Below are 16,428 nucleotides of genomic sequence, written 5' to 3' on the forward strand. Positions count from 1 at the left end.
TTGCCGAGCGGCGCTTCAGGCACGGAGAGCGATGCTGTCAACCACAAGCGTCTGCGCGGGCGAGGAGAAAGGCCGCCTCGCGCACGTTGCGGGTGAGCTTGGCCGCAGCCTCGAATTCGGCGCGGGCCTCGGCCAGCCGGCCGGCCCGAAACAGAAAATCGCCCCTCGCCGCTGGCAATGGCGCATAATTGCGCAAGGCGGCGGCGTCGGCAATCTCGTCTACCAGCCGCAGGCCCGCTTCGGGCCCGAAGGCCATGCTGTGGGCGATCGCCCGATTGAGATCGACCACCGGCGAGGGCATCACTGCACGCAGCCGGTCGTAGAGCGCTGCGATGCGGGGCCAGTCGGTATCGGCCGGACTGCGCGCCCGCGCGTGACAGGCTGCAAGCGCGGCCTGCAACACATAGGGGCCATCGCCCCCGAGGGCTTCGGCACGGGCCAGCGCGTCAAGGCCTCGGCGGATCAGCAACTGGTCCCAGCGCGCGCGGTTTTGCTCGGTCAGGGTCAAGAGGGCGCCGTCCGGCCCGATGCGTGCCGGCAGGCGCGATGCTTGGATTTCCATTAGAGCCAGCAGGCCGAACACCTCGGCATCCTCGGCCATCAGCCCCGCCAGCATGCGGCCCAGCCGTTGTGCCTCCAGGCACAGGCCCGGCCGGACAAGGTCGTCGCCGGCCGTGGCAGCATAGCCTTCATTGAAGATGAGATAGATGACCTCCAGCACCGAGGACAGACGCGCCGCACGCTCGGCGCCGCGCGGCACCTCGAAGCTGAGCCCGGCCTTTCCGATCGTCCTCTTCGCGCGGACGATGCGCTGGGCGATCGTCACCTCGCTTGACAGGAAAGCACGGGCGATCTCGTCCGTCGTCAGGCCGCCGATGACGCGCAGCGTGAGCGCCGCGCGGGCGTCGGCCGAAAGTATGGGGTGGCAGGCTGTGAAGATGAGGCCCAGCAGCTCGTCGCCAAGATCGTCGTTCATGGCCATTTCGTTTCCCTCGGCCGTACCGTCGCACTCGCCGTCCAGCTCCCGCGCGATCTCCTCATGCTTGCGCTCGCGCATCTTGTCGCGACGGATCGCGTCGATGGCGCGGCGTTTGCCGACCGTCATCAGCCAAGCGCCGGGATTGGCCGGAACGCCGGCCCTGGACCATTCGGACAGGGCTATGACGAGGGCGTCCTGCACCAGTTCCTCTGCAAGGTCGACATTGCGCACGAGGCGGACCAGGCCCGCAATGAGCCGGGCCCGTTCAATGCGAAAAATCGCCTCGATCGCCTGCTGCGTCTCGCCTGCGGTCATGCTGCCTTGTCGGCCAAAGCCATAATGGAGGCAAGCAGGTTGCGGCCGACAGTCTCAGTTGCCGCTGCGCTTCTCGCGCGTCCGGTCATGGATTTCCGTGACCTCCGGCGTCAGATTCCCATTGCCAATCAGCCATCTCGTACAGCGGCCGGATTTCAATCTCGCTCGGTCCCGGCATGGGATTGGGGCAGCGCTTCACCCAGGCGACCGCCTCGTCCATGTCCTTGACTTCCCAGAGCCAAAAGCCGGCGACCAGTTCGCGGGTCTCGGCGAAAGGCCCGTCGATGACCGTCCGGCGGGGACCATCGAACGCAACGCGCTTGCCCTGCGAGGAGGGCTTGAGGCCGTCGGCGTCGAGCAAGATGCCGGCATTGCGCAGCTCGTCGTTAAATCTGCCCATCGCCTCCATCGCTTCCTTCGCCTCGGGCGTGGGGAGAAAGCCCTTTTCGCTGTCCTCGGTAGCCTTCACGAGCACCATCACACGCATCGTCTGTCTCCTTGTTGAGCCGGCCTCACCGGCCGGCATCGAAACGACGAACGGAGTTTAGGAAATCGACATTGTCCTGCAAATTTTTTTCGAGGTTGAGGAGCAGGACGCCAATGGCGGCTCCCCTGGTCGGGAATTTGCGATGGCGCGATATCGAGATTGGGCGCAACGCTGGTCGCCGATTGTAAGTAATTGAGTGGCCCGCCTAAACCATTTCGGGACGTTTTGAGGCCTCGCGGATCGCCTTGTGCACGCTGCGCTGCAAATCCATGAAGGCCGGGGTTTCCATGACCTCTTCCCGGCGCGGGCGCTCGATGTCGACATTGAAGGTCTGCATGATGCGTCCCGGGCCGATCCCCATCACGATGATGCGGTCCGACAAGTAGACGGCTTCTTCCACATCATGGGTGACGAAGAGCACGGTGAGCCTGTGCTCCTCCCAGATCTGCGTCAGGAGTTCCTGCATCTGATGCCTGGTCAAGGCATCGAGCGCGCCAAAGGGCTCGTCCATCAGAAGCATTTTGGGTCGATAGGAAAGAGCACGCGCTATGGCCACCCGTTGCTTCATGCCGCCCGAAAGCTCGGACGGATAGCGATTGGCGCTGTGCGGGAGCTTGACCAGATCGAGATGCTCGCGTGCTATCCTGCGGCAGGTCGCGCGATCATGACCCGCGGCCTTGAGGGCGAACTCGATGTTCTGCTGCGCCGTCAGCCAGGGAAGCAGGGTGTAGGACTGGAAGACGACGCCGCGGTCGAGGCCCGGCTGCAGGATCGGCGCGCCATCGATGGCAAGATCTCCGGCGTCGAAATCCTGCAGTCCGGCAACGATCGACAGCAGCGTGCTCTTGCCGCAACCCGACGTGCCCACCAGCGAGACGAACTCGTTGTCGGCAAGATCGAGATTGATATCGCGCAGCACTTCCGTGCGCCGCGCGCCAGTGCCGAAGCTCTTGTGGAGACCTTTGATCCGCAGTTTGGGCAAACTCATCGGCCTGGCCTCATTGCACGTGGCCTTCCTGCCGGAACAGCACTTTTCCCAGTGCCTTCATGACCTGGTCGGTGATGAGACCAAGCACGCCCAGCAGCAGGATGTACCCAATGATGGTGTTGGTCTGGAAATAGCGCTGGGACACGGTGATGCGGTAGCCGAGGCCTGATGTCGCCGCGACAAGTTCCGCCAATACCAGCCAGGTCCAGGCCCAGCCGAGACTGATGCGCAACGTATCCCAGATGCCCGGCAAGGCGCTGGGAACCACAATGCGCGTCAGGATCTTGCGATCCGGCAGCCCGAGCGTCCTGCCAAGGCCAATGAAATCAGCGGGAACCCGCTTCACATTGTCCATGATCATCAGCACCTGCTGGAAGAAGGTGCCTATGAAGATGATCAGGAACTTCTGGGCATCGCCTGTCCCCGACCACAGGATGGAGAGGGGCACGAAAGCGACCACCGGCATGTAACGGATGAAATCCACAAGCGGCTCGATCGCCGCTTCCCAGGTCCTGAAGCTGCCGATCAGCACGCCAATCGGAATCGCCAATGCCGAGGCGATGAGGAAGCCAATGGAAATACGGTATATCGAGGTCCTGAGATCCAGCCACAGCGTGCCGTCACCCGAGAGCTTGCCGAGTTGGGTCACCACGCTTCCCGGCGAGGGCAGGAAAATTGGCTTTACCAGTCCCAGCCCCGTTGCCGCCCACCAGGCGAGGCCGAGGCCGGCAAAGACGGTCACTGCTATCATCTGGAAGCGCGAGCGTGCGATGGCCGCGCCGATCCCGGAGGAGCGGCGACGGAGCATCGGTTGCTTGGTCACCGGCCTCGGTACTGCGTGAGACGGGCTCGTTTTGGTGGCACGCTGCTCGGACATTTGCGTCACCACCGCGAGCCGGCCCTCGTCATTTCGCGGCCTTGACGAATGACGGGTCGATCATCTGCTCCGGCGTCACGTCCGCCTGAAGCAGCCCGGCGTTCTTGGCGGCCGCTTCGACATCGGCGAATATCTTGGTGGAGAATTCGCCCATCAGCGCATCCTTGTTTTCGGCGAGACTATAGTAACGCACGCCATCAAAGGCGGTGTTGAGGTCTTCGACGCTCGAACCAACCGCCTTGGAGATGATCGCCCGGCCGTCGGGCGTGTCGGCGTTGTAGGCCTTCAGGGCCGCATCCCAGGTCTTGATCATGGCAAGCACCTGGCCAGGACGCGACTTGATCACCTCATCGCGCACCACGAACACGTCGCTGATCAGGCCGGGATCTTCGCCTGCGGTGAAGAGTAGCTTGACATCCTTGTTCTGTGCCCTGGCGGCGGTGAGATAGGGCTCATAGGTCACCGCGACCGGGACCTGGCCGGCGATCAACGCACTGCCGGCATCCGCCGCCGGCATTGGTACCGGCTGGACATCGGCGATGGACATGCCGTTCTTGGCGAGCGCGTATTTGAGCAGGATGTCGCTCGTCGTGCCTTCCTCGAAAGCGACCTGTTTGCCCTTGAGGTCGGCGACGGAGGCGACGTCCTTGCCGGCGATCATGGCGTCTGCCGTCATGCTGACGTCGAGCAGAAGCACGATCTTCACCGGCAGGCCGGCCGCAACCATGCCCATAGCCGTGTGGGTCGCGATGTTGGCGGCATCGAGCTGGCCGCTCGCCAGGGCGGCGTTGATGTCCTTGTCCTCGGCGAAGTTCACGATCTGCACGTCGGACAGCCCGCTTGCCTTGAACAGGCCCTTGGCCTCGGCGACGTGCCACTGGCCATAGCCAAGCCATGGCTCGATGCCGATCTTGAATGTTCCTGCCTCAGGCGTCGCCGGAATTGTCGTGTCGGCCGCGTAGGCCGCCGGGGCAAACCCGACGGCAGCAGCCATAACGAGTGCCCGAAATTGTCCTGCTAGGTTACGCATCATCTTGTTCCCCTTGATGATCAGGCCGCTTTTTTGAACCAAACATCCGGCCTGGTGAGAATGCGGGCTTCTGCTCTTGCAGCACCGTGCCTCGGCATCTTAGCTGTCCGTTCAACGAAAGTGCGACGACACTTCAACGTCAGCAACGGCGGATGTCAAGGCTAAATACATACATGCATATACAAGTTAGACCCCTCCTTCCAACTCTGATTCGCTTCACTGCGATCAGGTCTTTTTGGACGGAGAATACCGACTGCCAAGCGAGTAGCGGCTTCCAACGTAAGTCAGCTTGCTGATCGTGGCAACGACGGCGCCCGTCCATGTCCGGCGATGCAGAAACAGGCAGCAGCTTGCGACATCGATGCCCAGATGCCGCGCCGTCTCGGCATCGGCAGGAGTCGCCGAGATGATGTGCTCGACCTCCGTCACCGGGGTTTTTTGCATGAGATAGTCGTAGGTCGCCGTCTTGGAAAAGTCCTGCTTGTCATAGTCGGGTATCAGGCTCGGGTTGACGAAGCGCTCTTCCAGTTGCACAGGCAGGTCGTTCTCGAAGTTGACGACGATGGAATGATAGACCGACGCGCGCCTTGCGAACTCGAAAGAAAGCGCGAGCTCCTTTGTCGGCATGATCTTTTCGAGGACGATAACCTCGGAGCGATGCCTGTTTCCCCGCGCGACAATTTCCGCCGCGATGTTGTTGATCTCGATCAGTGCGGATTGCGGTCGAGGTGGCGCGATGAATGTGCCGACGCCCTGGAGCCGGATCAAAAAACCCGCAGAGGTCAACTCCCGCAAGGCACGGTGGACCGTCATCCGAGACACGCCGAGTGTCGCCACGAATTCATTTTCGGACGGCAGCTTCCGGTCCTTGCTCCATCGCCCCGTTCCGATGTTCGTCAGGATGTAGTCCTTGACCTTCTCGTAAAGAGGGCTGGCGGTGTCGGGCAAAGTGATCATTTCAAAAATCCTTTCCGGCAACGTTCGGAAATCACACGCGCCCGGCAGACCGCATCTGGATGATTGTTTTCAAGCCATCGCCCTGCCCCGCCAACAACCGCTCATAGGCTGCGGGAACATCATCCAGGCCAATCTCGCGGTCGATCAGTTCGACCATGGGCTCGGTCAACTCGCCGAGCATCCGGATGGCGTCGGGAAGCTCATCGGCAAAGGCGTGGCATCCCAGCAATGCGATTTCGCGTTCAACCAGGATGTTGGGATCGATATCGAGGCGCCCATGGAATATGCCGACCATCGCAACGGTGCCGCCGGCATCGAGAACGCCGAGCAACTGGCTGAGTGCTGCGATGCTGCCGGTCGCTTCGACGGCAGCGAGCAAGGGGGCATCCGCGGTGGCGGCGGCAATGGCGTCCCGGTTCAAATCGACGATGCTGGCGCTGGTCACCCGCGCCACCCGAGCGCAGCGGCCCTGATTGCGATCGGCGACGAGCACGGTACCTGCGAATGTCCGGGAAAGCAGCAGTGCGGCAAGCCCGCCGATAGTCCCGCAGCCGACGACAAGAACGGAGCCGGCCGTTTTCGGCAGACGCCGCACTGCGTGCAACGCTACAGCCAGCGGCTCGGCCATCGCCGCGATCCGTTCGTCCAGCGCGGCATCGATGATGTGCAGGAGGCGCGCGGGCAGGACCGCCTGTTCGGCAAATCCGCCGTCGCATATCTCGCCGACGAAGCCCAGCGACGTGCAAAGATGCCGCCTGCCTGCATGGCATTGCGCGCACTCTCCACACCAGAAACGGGAATCGGCGACCACTCGGTCGCCAACGGCGACGGTATCCACGCCCTCGCCGATGGCGATCACCGTGCCTGTCAGCTCATGGCCAGCCGTCGAAGGCGATCGGCTTATCCATTGGCCCGTGCGAAAGTTGTGAAGATCGGAACCGCAAATGCCTGCGGCATCGACCCTCAGCTTCACCCAGCCTGGCTCGGGAGCGCCTGGCGCGGCGATATCCTCGACGCGCAAGTCGCCGGGTCCATGGAGTCGCGCCGCCCTCATCATCATCGTTTCCGCTCAGCCGGCGAGATAGCGATCGCGGATCTCCGAAACCGCGTTCTCATGCGAGCTGAATCCTTCGTAGCGGGCGAGCCTGCGGGCATGCAGGGCGAGTTCCGGATAGGCCGCCGAGGTCACATAGCCGACCGACGATCTCTTGACGAAATCCGTCACGGAAAGCGGTCCAAAGGTTCGCGCCCACCGGCTGGTCGGCAGCACCGCATTGGGCCCGAGGACGAAGTTGGCAAGGGTCACCGGCGTATGCGGACCCATGAGGATCTCGGCGGCTTCCGTAATACGTCCGAGATGCGCAAATGGCTCCGTTGACAGAATCTCGAGGTGCTCCGGCGCATAGTCGTTGATGAACCGGTAGCTGTCCTCCAGCGACTCGGTCAGCACGATGCCGCCGCGCTTCCCAGTCAGCACCGCGCGTGAGAACTCCACACGCTGTTCGCTCATCCTCGACCAGTGTTCCGGTATCGCAATCAATGCGGCTTCGGCGACCTTGCGGCTGTGCGTCACCAGGTAGGCCGAGGAATCCGGCCCGTGCTCGGCTTCGATCAACAGGTCAAGAGCGGCCAGGCCGCCGTCGACGCTGTCATCGGCAAAAATAATCGCTTCGGACGGACCGGCCGGGAGACCTGTGTTGATGATTGGGGACAACACGCTCTTTGCCGCCACCACCCACGGGCTCCCCGGCCCGACGATCTTGACGGCGGGCTTCACAGTCTCGGTTCCATAGGCGACGGCGGCGACCGCATGGGCGCCGCCGCACTTGTACACGGTCTCCACGCCGGCGAGGCGGGCAGCAACCAGCGTCGCGGCGTCGACGGAACCATCCGAAGTCGCAGGCGTCACGATCGCGATCTGGGGAACCCCGGCAATCACCGCCGGAACCGAGGTCATCATCGTCACCGAAGGGAAGGCGCCTTTGCCGCGCGGAACATAAAGCGCAACCGAAGCGATCGGTGTGTATCGGTCACCCGCATAGGCGCCCGGCCGAACTTCCTTGAGCCACATTGTTTCCGGACGCTGCTCCTCGTGAAAATGCCGGATGTTGTCGATGCCGAACCGGATACTCTCGACGACATCCTTGTCGACCTTGTCGAACGCCGCGTCGAATTCCGCCTCCGAAACTTTCAGTTCACCGTCGGCAACATCGGCTTTGTCGAGCTCGCGTACAAACCGGAGCAAGGCCGCGTCACCTTCATCCTTGACGGCCTGGATGATCGGACGGACCTTTTCGATGAAGGAAGACAGATCTCCTTCGGCACGTTTCAGTAAACTGGCCCGCTGATCGACACTGAGGGATGACAGGCGGTGAAAGCTGACGTCAGACATGGCGGCTCCTTTTCTTAGGACGCAATTACGATTAGCGCTTGTCGATCACTTCTGGGACACGTCTCCAGCCCCTGAAGCCTTCAAATCGATGCGAGAAAGCCTCCATCCACGGGAATGGACTGGCCGGTTATGTAGGCCGCCGCATCCGAAGCGAGGAACACCGCGATTCCGTGCAGGTCCGAGAGATCGCCAAAACGGCGCTGCGGAATCTTGGCGAGCATCGATTGTTGCCATGCCTCGTTGCTGTAGAACACGTCTGTCATCGCTGTCCTGAAATAGCCAGGCGCGATGGCATTGACCCGGATCCCGAGATCGGCCCACTCCGCTGCAAGCGCCCGCGTCATGCCGAGGAGGCCTGATTTCGACGAGCCGTATGGCACCGCCGTGGGAACCCCGACCTCGGAGGTCAGCGAGCAGAGATTGATAATGACGCCGGGCCGTCCGGCGTCTCTCATCTGCCGCGCGGCGGCTTGGGCGCAGAAGAAGGCGCCTTTGAGATTCGTATCGACAATCCTGTCCCACAGCGCCTCATCGACGTCGAGCGAGGGCCGGACCTCTTCCATACCTGCATTGTTGACGAGAATATCGAGACCTCCGAGCAGGCTGCCGGCCTCGGCTGTCGCCGCCCGGCACCGGTCGACATCGGTGACGTCCAGAGCGACGGCATGCGCGACCCCGCCGGCGATGCGGAGGGCGGCCATCGTCTCCTCGAGCGAGGCCACGCTGCGCGCCGTGATCGCTACGTCGGCGCCGGCCGCGCTGAGCGCCTCGGCGATGCTGCGCCCGATGCCGCGGCTTGCGCCGGTTACAAGCGCCTTCCTGCCTGACAGATCGAAGAGAGATGCGTTGCGCATGTCGTCCTCCTTGGTAATGTGGCGCTTGGACCGATCGCGTCGAGACTATCCGAATGCAGCTTATCTATACAAGCATGTACATCATGGCGGTAGTGCGCCATGCGGCCTTTGCTTGTCAGAGCGGCAGCGCATTGGCCGACATCGGACCGGTCTACGCGGTTCGCCCCAGCCCATCTGGAGTTCATCGGGAGGATAGATGAAGCGCGCAGTAGACCACGACGCGATGAGAGTGGTTGGTTATACCACCCCCTGGAGTGCCAAAGCAGGCCAGCAGATCAACCTCAGCCTGTCTTGCGATCGGCCGATAAAGGCCACACGAATTTGCCGGCTTGACAAGCCGGCTCCGGAATTTCTCGCTTGGCCCTTCGAAACGATAGGTGAACCACAGCATCGGTATTTCGACCAAGGGTCGTTCCTGTTCGTCCGACCCGGCGAGCTGGCCAAAGTACAAGCCGTCCACGGCATTCGTTTTGAGCTGTTCCTCACGCGCAACGAAGGTGCGCGTACGATCCTGGAAGCAGGCGTCCTCGGGCTGCGCCTCCGCGACGGCGCATTTGTCCTGGAAATCGGTGACGAAACCTTTGTCCAGAAGAAGGCGCCAACTGGTGTGTGGCTCACTGTCGAGTTGGATCTGCGGCAGGAGCAGCCGCGCCTGCGCATCAAATCGCATGATCTTCTCGCGCCTTACGAACTCCATGAAGGTTTTGGCAGCCCGGCGCGGAACCTCCAGGCGCACGGCATCCATTTCGGCGCAAGTGCTACCCACCACGAACCTACCCTCAACGCGAAATTTGCCGCGATCCGGCTCGACACACCACAGGGGACCGTTGCCTGGGATTTCCCGACGCTGTTGCCAACGCAGCCGATCCTGTCGTCGGGCGGAGCAGATCCGCTGCTCCTCGATGTGATCAATCAGCCAGCCTTCTGCATGACTTCGGCACGCTGGGACGGATCGAGCTTCGAGCCTCGCTTCGTGCCGTCGCACTACGACGCTATCCATTGCCACGACGACGACATCGGCCCGCTTGAGTGGCCGGCATCGCACCGCTTGACGATCCCTGAAAACGTACGCCCAGGCGTCTACGCGTTCCAGATCGAATGGGATGGTGGCTACGAACGCGTGGTGTTCTTCGTCACCTCTTCACAGGTTTCGTCGCCGCTGTTGTATCTCGTGCCGACGGCCACCTATCTCGCCTATGCGGACGAATATCTCCCAGATCATCTTTATGAATGGAAAAGCGACGACCGGGGACATCGCTTCGCGGTCGCCAACAATCTGAAATCTCTTTACGACTACCATTCCGACCTTAGCGGCGTTTCCATCTGCTCCTACAAAAAGCCGAAAGTGACGCTCAGGGACGATTACGATTATCCGCTCTGCGGCTGCCCACATAATTTGCCGGTCGATCTGCACTTCCTCCGCTTCTGCCACGACAATGGAATCGTGTTTGACGTCATGACCGATCACGATTTGCACGAATGCGGCATAGACGGTCTGCGTCGACATCAAGCCGTCGTCACCGGCAGTCACCCCGAATATATGTCGATCGAGATGGAGCAGGCGCTGCGGCAGTTTGTGGCCGAAGGCGGCAGCATCGCCTATCTCGGCGGAAACGGCTTTGCTGCCACTGTGGCTTTCAAGGACGATCTGATGGAGCTGCGGCGCTCGCCGCTGGAGGCCGGCCGAACCTGGGACGGCCCGGTCGCCGCACAGGCGCTGTCGATCACCAACGAACCAGGCGGCTATCTCCGCTCCCGCGGCCGAGGCGAATTCTCGCTGATCGGCGGCGCGATCTCACTGATGGGCTTCGAAGGCGCGCGTCCCTTCACGCGCACTGAGGAAAGCCATGAAGCAGGATGCGCATGGCTGTTCGAAGGCGTTGAAGATGCGACCTTCGGCACGGACGGCATCGTGCTGGGCGGTGCCGCGGGCTACGAAGTGGATGCGACGGATCCAGCCCTCGGCACTTCCGCTGACACCGTCGTGATCGCGCGTGCGACGGGATTTCCCGACAGCTTCTTCCAGGATCCGACGCGTTGGTATGAGGGCGGGGATACGCAACGCATCGCCTGCCGTTGCGCCGAAATGACCCTGCGAAAGCTCGCAGCAGGCGGCTTGATCTTTTCGGCAAGCTCGGTTGCCTGGTGCGGCGCGCTGCCAGCCGCAGGCGCCATGAACGATGCGGGCAGGATCACGCTCAATCTGCTCAACCGCCTCGGTGCGACGAAAGGAGAACCCAATCCAGTCGAGAAAATCTAAAGACCCGTATCCGCTTTCGACCGGCGGCGCTATGCACGTCGAGTTCTGAGCCCCGGCTTCAACCGCGCAATGCGGCCGCGACAAGGCTCTGCATCGAGGTGGTCGGACGACCGATCAGCCGCCCCAGGGCGCCTCCGTCATCGAACAACGCTCCGCGTGCGGCTGCAGCGTCGGTATCGGCCAGAAGCGCAGCGAAGTCGGCCGGTAGCCCGGCCCCCGTCAACACATCCTGATAAGCGGCCTGGGAAAGATCGTTGTAGGCGATAACCTTGCCCGATTGCCGCGAGACCTCCGCCGCAAGCTCGGCGAGCGTGAAGGCCTGGTCTGCGGCGAGCTCGTATGTTTTCCTCGCCTGGCCGTCGGTCGTCAGCACCACGGCTGCGGCCTCGGCATAGTCCCGCCGCGCGGCGGACGAGAAGCGCACGTCTTGCGCGGCGCCGACGAAGGCGCCGTGCTCCAGAGCCGCCGGAAGCGCCAGCAGATGGTTCTCGGTGTACCAGCCATTGCGCAGGATGACGGCGGGAAGGCCCGAGGCCGCGATGACCTCCTCCGTCTGGCGATGCTCGATTGCGAGCGTTGCGGGAGACGTGTCGGCGTGCAGCATGCTGGTGTAAGCGATCAGCGAAACCCCGGCGCGTTGGGCTGCCTCGATCACCGTCTGATGCCGCGGCAGGCGGCCGCTGACCTCGGTCGACGAAATCAGCAGCAGTTTCTGGACACCGGCGAAGGCTGCGGCGAGCGTGTCGGGATGGTCGTAGTCCGCCCCCCTTACGATGACACCGCGCTCTGCCAGATCGCTGGCCTTCGCCGGATTGCGAACCGCCGCGACGATCCGGTCGGCGGGAATGGTCTTCAGCAGTGCCTCGATCACCAGGCGGCCAAGCTGTCCCGTTGCTCCAGTTATTGCGTACATCATTCAGTCCATTTCGTGGTTTCGTGGATCGGAGAGCCTTCGAATAGCGGCCATCGTTACCATTGGAAACCACGTATCTTGTGGTTACCACCATTTTCCGGTAACCAACTGGAAACTCCCCATGGCGGACGGCGATGGTTCTCAAGACGCGAAAAAAGGTGAAGGCTCTCGCCGGCTGCCCCTTGTCGAGGTGCATGGCGCTGCTTGGCGGCTGCTGGACACCCGAGGTGCTCTGGTCCCTGAGCGAAGGCCCGCGTCGGTTCTCGGAACTCCGCCGCGATACCCCAGCCGTTTCGGCGAAGGTACTGACCAGCAGACTGCGGGACCTCGAGGAGCGCGGCGTCCTCTATCGCAACGTGATGCCGACATCGCCGCCGACCGTGGAGTATGAGCTGACGTCGCTGGGGCAGGAACTGCTTCCCGCTATCAGGTCTATTGTGGACGTCGGGTCGCGCCTGCTGCTCCGTGATTCTTCGGCTGAATGATCGTGAGCACATCGTTTGGCGGCCGGACTGCATTCGGGCTGTCCCCCGAACAGGGATGACGCTTGATGTGCCCGTTGATCTGGTGGTGGAGCAGTTCCGCCCGCCGGCAGGTCGGGCGTTCCAAATGGATGCCAGCTTCAGCCTCGGGTCATTGTTGGCCTGAACGCCCCTTCAGACCGGCCCGACGCAGCAATTGGGAGATCGGAGAGTGTGGCGAGGGTTACTTCGCCGAAGCGGGAAATCAGGAGTTGCTCCGCTCAAGCAAAGACTGGTCGAGGTGTGTTTACGGCAATGCGGCGCGCCGGAGCGATCGCCGAGGGTGAACAAGGCAGGGCCCGTAAACTCGGACCTGCGCTCACTGATAGGCATCGACAGGACTGACGCAAATAGCGGGCGGGCATTTAGAGGGTGGTAATGCGCAGTGACTTGGGTCCTCCAGGAGACTAAGCTAGCATGCTTCTGCCAGCATGAAGAAAAAACCGCCGCATGCCCCGTTTTCTTGCCGTCTACACCATGAAGCCCGAAGACCTCGCCCGCTTTCGTAGCCTGCCTAAGCCCGAGCAGGATGCGATTGATGCCGTCGGCCTACAGCAGTGGGCGGACTGGGAGGAGAGAAATGCCGCATTTTTCCCCGATCGCGGCGGCATGGTCGGTAAGACGAGGCGCGTTACCAGGGACGGCATCGCCGACGCCGTGAACCCTTTCTGCGGCTATATTGTCGTCGAGGCCGATACCATCGATGCCGCCGCCCGCCTGTTCGAGAACCACCCGCATTTCACGGTCTTCCCAGGAGACGGCGTGGACATCATGCCCTTCCTCACCGACCCTGCTCCGACTTGAACATCCGCTAATCGCTTGCGATTTACCAGAAGGGGCGGCCGGCAACGCAGCCCACTCGGCCTCCCCTTGCACGCCGCCAACCCGTCTGGTAAATACTGAACCATATGGTTCAGTATATTCAGACCCGTCTCGATGCCTCGTTCGCCGCACTCTCGGACGCCACCCGACGCGGCATTCTGGAGCAGCTCGGACGTACAGACGCTTCGATCACGGACCTTGCCGAAAAGTTCCACATGACCCTCACGGGCATGAAGAAGCATGTCGGCGTCTTGGAGCAGGCGGGGCTCGTCACCACGGAGAAGATCGGGCGCGTGCGGACCTGCAAGCTCGGCCTACGCGCACTGGAGGAAGAGGCGGCATGGATCGAGAGGCACCGCCAGCTCTGGGACGCACGCTTCAACGAGTTGGACAAGGTTGTCGAGGAATTGAAACGGAAGGAGAAAGTCGATGGACGAAACAAGAGCTAGTGAGCCCACCCCCATGAAGAACCGCACGACAGTGGAACGGAAGTCCGACCGGGAGCTGGTCGTTACGCGAACTTTTGACGCGCCGGCGCGCACCGTGTTCGAGGCTTGGACCAAGCCCGAGCTGTTCATGCGGTGGTGGGCACCGAAGTCGATGGGCATGTTCCTGCGTTCCTGCGAGATGGATGTTCGTGTCGGGGGCAGGTACCGTTTGGTGTTCGGCCACGATGCCTCAAACCCTGACGAGTTCTTCGGTAGGTATATCGAAGTGACACCGCACTCGCGCCTCGTCTGGACCAATGACGAAGGTGGTGACGGTGGACCCATCACCACGGTGACCTTCGAGGAAAAAGGTGGCAAGACGCTGCTGGTCATGCACGAGCTCTATCCCTCAAAGGAAGCTCTCGACGCTGCCGGCACCGGGGCGGCGGATGCGATGGGCGAGACGTTCGAGCAACTGGACGAGCTTCTCGTCACGCTAGGCGCGAGCGTGCGATGGTGATGAAGTCGTCGATCTCCCGGTCGGCCGCCTGGATCTTCAACTAGGCGGAAGAGAACCCCGACGAGATCGTCGCCGCCCTCTGTGAACCTACGAGGCCAATCATCAAACTCATTGAGGTTTCGCCAACTATCGGGACCAATCGAGCGATTTTCGCACCTCGCGACGTTCGGCGACGCGCTCAGGTCGTCTCAAAAAGTACCGTCACCGCCCCAGCTAAGGCATTAGCCAGAGGCCATAGCGATCGACAAGCAACCGGTGTTGCACACACCCTGCTGCAGGCGGTGTGTTGTGAGCGCTGGCATCCACTCGATTCCTGCCGAAATTCCGGCTAGCTTGGGCGATAGATGGCTCAGTTCTGGTCGGTGAATCATAATCAGACCGCCCGTCAAGAGATTGATGGGCAGCACCTTTGGTCCCCCAAGACCGAGAGCAATGGCGCGCGAAATGAGTTCTACAACAACATGCGCCGTGCGACGCCCGGCGACCCTGTCCTTTCGTATACCGATCAGGCAATTGACTATATGCGCAGGATAGCGGAATTCGCTTTCACCGCTCCGAGACCAATCGAGTTCGGAGAGACCGGAGCTTATTGGAATCAAGAGGGATGACTTCTGCCGATCTTTTGGACACCGCTTTCCCCGTCCATCCATCCCAAAACAACAACAGGGAGTCTCGGCCCGCTCCCGCCGAGGCGATATTCGCCAATCCATCTAGTTTCGGACTCAGGCAATCAGAAAGTTATCTGACAGGCATTCCACAGAAGTAATACAAATTGAAAATCGCGGCCTCATGTTTCAAAACCAGGATGGTTTCGAAGCCGTCGGGTCGCTCACGGTCCTCAAAGCGAGAATTCTAAGAGACGTTCAACAATGACCCAGCACGCAGAAAACGCTCGAATTCTCATGTACAGCCACGACACGTTCGGGCTCGGCCATTTGCAGCGCTGCCGGACTATCGCGCATTCGCTGGTCGAGGATTTCCGCGGACTTCAGGTGCTTATCATTTCGGGTGCGACTATCGCTGGCGCCTTCGACTACCGCGCCCGTGTCGACTTCGTGAAGATCCCCAGCGTCATCAAGCTGCGCAACGGCGAATACACCTCGCTGGAAAAGGACATCGATCTGCATGAGACGCTAAGGATGCGTCAGTCGATCATCCGCCATACAGCTGAGACCTTCCGGCCGGATATCTTCATCGTCGACAAGGAACCGCTCGGCCTGCGCGGTGAGATTGAGGACACGCTGTCCTACCTCAAGACGCGGGGCACTACTCTGGTGCTTGGCCTGCGCGAGGTGATGGATGCGCCGCATCTGCTCGAAGCAGAGTGGGCACGCAAGGATGTGATGCGCAAGATAGGCCTCTTCTACGACAAGGTCTGGGCCTATGGCCCGCCGGATTTCTACGATCCGTTGACCGGCTTGGATGTGCCGCCGGCTGTCAGGGCAAAGATGAGGTTCGTCGGTTTCTTGCAACGGAGCCTGCAGCGGAACGAGTTGCCCGGCCACCGGCCAGAGGGCGACTATATCCTCGTTACCACCGGTGGCGGCGGTGACGGCGCCGAACTGATCCACGACGTCATCGATGCCTATCAGCAGGATCCGCAATTGCAGCATAGAGCCCTGATCGTGCTTGGGCCTTACATGCCGGCGCGCAAGCGCAACAAGCTGCTCAAGAAGGGGTCCAAGATCCCCTACATCAAGATCATCGAGTTCGACAACCGCATGGAAGACCTGATTGCCGGCGCCAAGGCGGTAGTGGCGATGGGCGGCTACAACACCTATTGCGAGATACTGTCTTTCGACAAGCCGGCGCTGATCGTGCCGCGCGTCGAGCCCCGCCAGGAACAATTGATCCGCGCTCGGCGCGCAGCCGAACTCGGCCTCATCGAGATGCTTTTGCCGGAGGAAGCCAAGGATTCCCAGCGGTTTGCCGATGCACTGGTGGCGCTGCCGGACCGGCCCCACCCATCACAGAGCAATCCGCATCTGACGCTGGAAGGGCTGCCTCATATTTCCGAAATCGTCGCGGAACTGCTCGACCGGCGGGCCGGCCATCACCTTTCGGTCATTGAAGGAATGACCTGAG

16 protein-coding genes are annotated in these 16,428 nt (G+C 61.7%); 6 read left to right on the forward strand and 10 right to left on the reverse strand.

Annotation, left to right across the window (positions count from 1 at the left end; genetic code table 11):
* Positions 1 to 37: 37 nt before the first annotated feature.
* From NKH70_RS05025 to NKH70_RS05065, 9 genes are all read right to left on the reverse strand, one after another.
* Complete coding sequence (locus NKH70_RS05025; RefSeq protein ID WP_352715301.1) at positions 38 to 1,294, reverse strand: RNA polymerase sigma factor; 1,257 nt, start codon at positions 1,292 to 1,294, stop codon at positions 38 to 40.
* Between the two features lie 85 nt (positions 1,295 to 1,379).
* Positions 1,380 to 1,781: a YciI family protein gene (locus tag NKH70_RS05030; protein WP_352475767.1), complete on the reverse strand. Its 402-nt coding sequence runs from the start codon at positions 1,779 to 1,781 to the stop codon at positions 1,380 to 1,382.
* A gap of 205 nt (positions 1,782 to 1,986) precedes the next feature.
* Positions 1,987 to 2,769: an ABC transporter ATP-binding protein gene (locus tag NKH70_RS05035; protein ID WP_292654399.1), complete on the reverse strand. Its 783-nt coding sequence runs from the start codon at positions 2,767 to 2,769 to the stop codon at positions 1,987 to 1,989.
* Between the two features lie 10 nt (positions 2,770 to 2,779).
* On the reverse strand, positions 2,780 to 3,577 hold the full coding sequence (locus tag NKH70_RS05040) for an ABC transporter permease (RefSeq protein ID WP_353024878.1): 798 nt from the start codon (positions 3,575 to 3,577) through the stop codon (positions 2,780 to 2,782).
* A 97-nt stretch (positions 3,578 to 3,674) separates the two neighbouring features.
* Entirely contained in the window at positions 3,675 to 4,676 is a 1,002-nt protein-coding gene (locus NKH70_RS05045; RefSeq protein ID WP_502908316.1) for an ABC transporter substrate-binding protein, read from the reverse strand.
* Positions 4,677 to 4,901: 225 nt separating this feature from the next.
* Positions 4,902 to 5,633: a histidine utilization transcriptional repressor HutC gene (gene hutC, locus NKH70_RS05050; RefSeq protein ID WP_352715306.1), complete on the reverse strand. Its 732-nt coding sequence runs from the start codon at positions 5,631 to 5,633 to the stop codon at positions 4,902 to 4,904.
* Positions 5,634 to 5,664: 31 nt separating this feature from the next.
* Positions 5,665 to 6,687, reverse strand: coding sequence for a zinc-dependent alcohol dehydrogenase (locus NKH70_RS05055; protein ID WP_352912888.1), 1,023 nt, complete (start codon positions 6,685 to 6,687; stop codon positions 5,665 to 5,667).
* A 15-nt stretch (positions 6,688 to 6,702) separates the two neighbouring features.
* On the reverse strand, positions 6,703 to 8,025 hold the full coding sequence (gene hisD, locus NKH70_RS05060) for a histidinol dehydrogenase (protein WP_352715310.1): 1,323 nt from the start codon (positions 8,023 to 8,025) through the stop codon (positions 6,703 to 6,705).
* Positions 8,026 to 8,105: 80 nt separating this feature from the next.
* Positions 8,106 to 8,879, reverse strand: a complete 774-nt coding sequence (locus tag NKH70_RS05065; protein ID WP_352715312.1) for an SDR family NAD(P)-dependent oxidoreductase — start codon at positions 8,877 to 8,879, stop codon at positions 8,106 to 8,108.
* Between the two features lie 196 nt (positions 8,880 to 9,075).
* Between NKH70_RS05065 and NKH70_RS05070 the strand changes: the two genes are divergently transcribed.
* Positions 9,076 to 11,139: a N,N-dimethylformamidase beta subunit family domain-containing protein gene (locus NKH70_RS05070; RefSeq protein WP_352715315.1), complete on the forward strand. Its 2,064-nt coding sequence runs from the start codon at positions 9,076 to 9,078 to the stop codon at positions 11,137 to 11,139.
* 58 nt (positions 11,140 to 11,197) lie between these two features.
* Here NKH70_RS05070 and NKH70_RS05075 read toward each other — a convergent pair whose 3' ends face one another.
* Entirely contained in the window at positions 11,198 to 12,052 is an 855-nt protein-coding gene (locus tag NKH70_RS05075; RefSeq protein ID WP_352715318.1) for an SDR family oxidoreductase, read from the reverse strand.
* A 134-nt stretch (positions 12,053 to 12,186) separates the two neighbouring features.
* On the opposite strand from NKH70_RS05075, the gene NKH70_RS05080 reads away from it, so the two are divergent.
* From NKH70_RS05080 to NKH70_RS05100, 5 genes are all read left to right on the forward strand, one after another.
* Positions 12,187 to 12,537 carry a winged helix-turn-helix transcriptional regulator gene (locus NKH70_RS05080; protein WP_353024880.1) on the forward strand — a complete coding sequence of 117 codons (351 nt, stop codon included), beginning with the start codon at positions 12,187 to 12,189 and terminating at the stop codon, positions 12,535 to 12,537.
* A 486-nt stretch (positions 12,538 to 13,023) separates the two neighbouring features.
* Complete coding sequence (locus tag NKH70_RS05085) at positions 13,024 to 13,377, forward strand: hypothetical protein (protein WP_352488411.1); 354 nt, start codon at positions 13,024 to 13,026, stop codon at positions 13,375 to 13,377.
* 104 nt (positions 13,378 to 13,481) lie between these two features.
* The gene (locus NKH70_RS05090) at positions 13,482 to 13,844 is read left to right on the forward strand and encodes an ArsR/SmtB family transcription factor (RefSeq protein ID WP_352912889.1); all 363 of its coding nucleotides are present in this window, start codon (positions 13,482 to 13,484) and stop codon (positions 13,842 to 13,844) included.
* The gene (locus NKH70_RS05095) at positions 13,825 to 14,343 is read left to right on the forward strand and encodes an SRPBCC family protein (protein ID WP_352715324.1); all 519 of its coding nucleotides are present in this window, start codon (positions 13,825 to 13,827) and stop codon (positions 14,341 to 14,343) included. The genes NKH70_RS05090 and NKH70_RS05095 overlap by 20 nt, the downstream gene beginning before the upstream one ends.
* Before the next feature lie 869 nt (positions 14,344 to 15,212).
* On the forward strand, positions 15,213 to 16,427 hold the full coding sequence (locus NKH70_RS05100; RefSeq protein WP_352468839.1) for a glycosyltransferase family protein: 1,215 nt from the start codon (positions 15,213 to 15,215) through the stop codon (positions 16,425 to 16,427).
* The last annotated feature ends 1 nt before the right edge of the window (position 16,428 follow it).

The organism is Mesorhizobium sp. M0991 (assembly GCF_040318915.1).
Lineage (GTDB): Bacteria > Pseudomonadota > Alphaproteobacteria > Rhizobiales > Rhizobiaceae > Mesorhizobium.

Excerpts from the sequence above, each read along its gene's own strand:
- NKH70_RS05025 (WP_352715301.1), bottom strand. The coding sequence starts at position 1,294 with ATGACCGCAGGCGAGACGCAGCAGGCGATCGAGGCGATTTTTCGCATT.
- NKH70_RS05030 (WP_352475767.1), bottom strand. The coding sequence starts at position 1,781 with ATGCGTGTGATGGTGCTCGTGAAGGCTACCGAGGACAGCGAAAAGGGC.
- NKH70_RS05035 (WP_292654399.1), bottom strand. The coding sequence starts at position 2,769 with ATGAGTTTGCCCAAACTGCGGATCAAAGGTCTCCACAAGAGCTTCGGC.
- NKH70_RS05040 (WP_353024878.1), bottom strand. The coding sequence starts at position 3,577 with ATGCTCCGTCGCCGCTCCTCCGGGATCGGCGCGGCCATCGCACGCTCG.
- NKH70_RS05045 (WP_502908316.1), bottom strand. The coding sequence starts at position 4,676 with ATGCGTAACCTAGCAGGACAATTTCGGGCACTCGTTATGGCTGCTGCC.
- hutC (WP_352715306.1), bottom strand. The coding sequence starts at position 5,633 with ATGATCACTTTGCCCGACACCGCCAGCCCTCTTTACGAGAAGGTCAAG.
- NKH70_RS05055 (WP_352912888.1), bottom strand. The coding sequence starts at position 6,687 with ATGAGGGCGGCGCGACTCCATGGACCCGGCGACTTGCGCGTCGAGGAT.
- hisD (WP_352715310.1), bottom strand. The coding sequence starts at position 8,025 with ATGTCTGACGTCAGCTTTCACCGCCTGTCATCCCTCAGTGTCGATCAG.
- NKH70_RS05065 (WP_352715312.1), bottom strand. The coding sequence starts at position 8,879 with ATGCGCAACGCATCTCTCTTCGATCTGTCAGGCAGGAAGGCGCTTGTA.
- NKH70_RS05070 (WP_352715315.1), top strand. The coding sequence starts at position 9,076 with ATGAAGCGCGCAGTAGACCACGACGCGATGAGAGTGGTTGGTTATACC.
- NKH70_RS05075 (WP_352715318.1), bottom strand. The coding sequence starts at position 12,052 with ATGTACGCAATAACTGGAGCAACGGGACAGCTTGGCCGCCTGGTGATC.
- NKH70_RS05080 (WP_353024880.1), top strand. The coding sequence starts at position 12,187 with ATGGTTCTCAAGACGCGAAAAAAGGTGAAGGCTCTCGCCGGCTGCCCC.
- NKH70_RS05085 (WP_352488411.1), top strand. The coding sequence starts at position 13,024 with ATGCCCCGTTTTCTTGCCGTCTACACCATGAAGCCCGAAGACCTCGCC.
- NKH70_RS05090 (WP_352912889.1), top strand. The coding sequence starts at position 13,482 with ATGGTTCAGTATATTCAGACCCGTCTCGATGCCTCGTTCGCCGCACTC.
- NKH70_RS05095 (WP_352715324.1), top strand. The coding sequence starts at position 13,825 with ATGGACGAAACAAGAGCTAGTGAGCCCACCCCCATGAAGAACCGCACG.
- NKH70_RS05100 (WP_352468839.1), top strand. The coding sequence starts at position 15,213 with ATGACCCAGCACGCAGAAAACGCTCGAATTCTCATGTACAGCCACGAC.